4 protein-coding genes and 1 pseudogene are annotated in these 2,526 nt (G+C 34.6%); 3 read left to right on the top strand and 2 right to left on the bottom strand.

Annotation, left to right across the window (positions count from 1 at the left end):
* The first annotated feature begins 114 nt into the window (after positions 1–114).
* The 3 genes from Q0852_RS23390 (at position 115) to Q0852_RS23380 (ending at position 1,199) form a co-directional block, all read left to right on the top strand.
* Positions 115–375, top strand: coding sequence for a hypothetical protein (locus tag Q0852_RS23390; protein ID WP_299022785.1), 261 nt, complete (start codon positions 115–117; stop codon positions 373–375).
* A 5-nt stretch (positions 376–380) separates the two neighbouring features.
* Positions 381–593: a hypothetical protein gene (locus tag Q0852_RS23385; RefSeq protein WP_299022783.1), complete on the top strand. Its 213-nt coding sequence runs from the start codon at positions 381–383 to the stop codon at positions 591–593.
* 219 nt (positions 594–812) lie between these two features.
* Complete coding sequence (locus Q0852_RS23380) at positions 813–1,199, top strand: hypothetical protein (protein WP_299022781.1); 387 nt, start codon at positions 813–815, stop codon at positions 1,197–1,199.
* A gap of 173 nt (positions 1,200–1,372) precedes the next feature.
* Here the strand turns inward: Q0852_RS23380 and Q0852_RS23375 are convergent, their stop codons facing one another.
* Positions 1,373–1,879 (bottom strand): hypothetical protein, encoded by a 507-nt coding sequence (locus Q0852_RS23375; protein WP_299022778.1) that lies wholly within the window; start codon positions 1,877–1,879, stop codon positions 1,373–1,375.
* 10 nt (positions 1,880–1,889) lie between these two features.
* Positions 1,890–2,526, bottom strand: a pseudogene (locus Q0852_RS23370) (hypothetical protein); the annotation flags it as partial.

Genomic DNA, 2,526 nt, shown 5'->3' with positions numbered 1-2,526 from the left:
ACAAAAACGAGCAGGTAGAAATAATGTTTACCTGTCACAAGTCCTTACGGGGCAAGGGGCTTCGTAATCTTGCCCTGGATCTATAAGGTGTTGATCTGATATTAGGAGAAGGAAATGGCTACAGTTAATTATCAGCAAGTACAAGCGGCTTATAATTTTTTTCATCAGAATATTGACTCTACAATCTCTCTTGTAGATGTTGCGAATACTGTCGGTTGGAAAGAAAGCACAGTTCGAACATATTTTAGTAAAAAATGGGATCAATTGATCTTAACTAGGGTAGGGCAAGGTGTATACCATGTATGTATGCCCTCAGAAATGACGCTTAGTGAGTTTGCAGATATACATACACAAGTTGATGAGCATTTAAGGTAAGAATAATGAGCGATTTGGTAGTTGATGTTGAGTTACGTTTGGCTAATCAAGGGCAATCCGTGACTAGAATTGTGTCGGTAAAAGATACAGCGGGTACTGATTGGTACGCATCATTTATTGTTTTTTGCCAACAAAACAGTTTACCACTTACGGTACCTGAAGAGGTTCAAAATGCAACTGTAGCATTTGCGGAGGCATACAAAACACAGTTGCCTTAAACATAACAAGGCAATCAAGGTGACCCGTTACACTCGGCGGTTTTGGTATGGAGTTCGGTGTGCTTTGTTGGTTCAGTGCGGGGCACCTTATTGCAGGCGTTATGTGATATGTCCTTATGTGGCATCTATGGCATATTGATTTAACTTTTTAACTTTTTAACTTTTTAACTTTCTAAGTATTTAGACTGCTCATTGGTACGTAGCACAAGGAGATGAATCATGATTACTTCTAACGATTTCCAAATCGGAGGTAAGTTCCTCAAATTCAAAACTGACGAATACCCAATGTCAAAAATCAAAGGAGCTAGGGTCAAAGTTAACACTTTTAAAGACCACGTGTTAAAAATTCTCATTGTAGGTTTATTAGTATCAAGTATCGCATGGGTAATATGCCCAGACTCCATAGGGCAATTTGCAGGACTAATATCACTAATTGTTGGTATGTTGGCTGGGCTTTCAATAGTAAGAAAGTATGAGTTGCAAGTGGACTTTCAGCACTCTGATGAAACTGGTTTGCAATGGGTCACGATAGCTAAATCAAATCATCAAATCGCTAAGAAAGTATTCGAACAACAAGTAGTTGATATATTTAAAATTATCACATAACAAGGCAATCAAGGTGATGCGTTACACTCGGCGGTTTTGGTACGGAGTTCAGTGCGCTTTGCTGGTTCAGCGGGGCACACCTTATTGCAGGCGTTATGGCAATAAAATAAAAAGTTGAGCAATAATGAATGAGGTGATTCAATAAATCACTCAGACTTTTTATCGTTTTTGATTTATAAGCCACCGATACCTATATATAAAGAAAGCCTAAAGTTATATATGTCGTCTTCTTGTTTGGTTAAGTGAAAATAGTGTTCTATATTATCATCGTTTTTATTTTTCGAAAGGTTGAAGTCATTGTTATCTAGCTTGTTATTTAAAAGTGCTAATTTTAGATTCTTATTAAACTCTTTATTTGTCACTAAGTCTTCATGTTTTAAAATATTATTTAATATTTCAATAATTTTGTTGAACGCTTCATCTCTATTACTATCAAATTGATAGTAATAAGAAATATCATAGTTGCTCATTAGACAATGTTTTTGATTGAGTATGAGCATTTCACCTGTTGAATAAATGAAAAAGTCTCGATTGATATTTTCATTGCTATCAGACGATTTCTTGTTAATTTTTTTTGTTAAGTCGGTAGAATTAATCGTTATCATTTCCTTATGGCAAAGGGTACTTGATACTGATGAAAAACTACTAAGAAGAGCTATTAAAAATAAGATGGTTTTCATGTACATAGCCTTAGATTTTTATTTCAATATGCCAGCATTTATTTGATTTTTTTGTCTCATCAATAAATTTTATTTTCCCTTGCTTATGAAGGTTGTTGAATTCGGTTGTGATTTTGTTGATTAACCCGTATTTATTGTTGTTAAAGTTTAGCGTTGAGTTGATACCTATGTCTATTATGTTGTGTTTCTTATACATATCCACTGTTGTACAATGCTTTGAGACCATTCTTCCAGATAGAAGTAAGTCTTTTATTTTATTGCTCATAAGTTCAGTTACATTTGATGCGTCTTTGTTGTCTCGGTAAACATGTAAAACTTTGTCACCATTCCTACCATATAAATCAATTTGACCTTGATAGTCAATTTTTGCATTCCGATACATAATTGCTGCTTGTTCTTCTGGTGTTCTTAAGGTACTAGTAATCACAGCTTTTTTAGCGCCGACTTTAAAGAAAACCGACTTTATAATATCAATAGATTTTTGATCTACGATTCTTTTATCCTGTGGGATGTTATACTTATAGATAACGTCAACATCACTAAATTTAAACTCATAAGTCCACAGATTTATTAAAGCTTCATCAATTGCTAGTAGGGTGTTTTTCCCCACAACTCCATCAGGATTGCCAATTTTATATTCTGGGTGG

Origin of the sequence: uncultured Photobacterium sp. (genome assembly GCF_947502415.1) — a bacterium.
GTDB lineage: Bacteria > Pseudomonadota > Gammaproteobacteria > Enterobacterales > Vibrionaceae > Photobacterium.
This window is presented reverse-complemented; position numbering and strand designations above follow the sequence as displayed.

Bases quoted from the DNA above. Each gene is read 5' to 3' on its own strand.
- Q0852_RS23390 (WP_299022785.1), top strand. From the start codon at position 115: ATGGCTACAGTTAATTATCAGCAAGTACAAGCGGCTTATAATTTTTTT.
- Q0852_RS23385 (WP_299022783.1), top strand. From the start codon at position 381: ATGAGCGATTTGGTAGTTGATGTTGAGTTACGTTTGGCTAATCAAGGG.
- Q0852_RS23380 (WP_299022781.1), top strand. From the start codon at position 813: ATGATTACTTCTAACGATTTCCAAATCGGAGGTAAGTTCCTCAAATTC.
- Q0852_RS23375 (WP_299022778.1), bottom strand. From the start codon at position 1,879: ATGAAAACCATCTTATTTTTAATAGCTCTTCTTAGTAGTTTTTCATCA.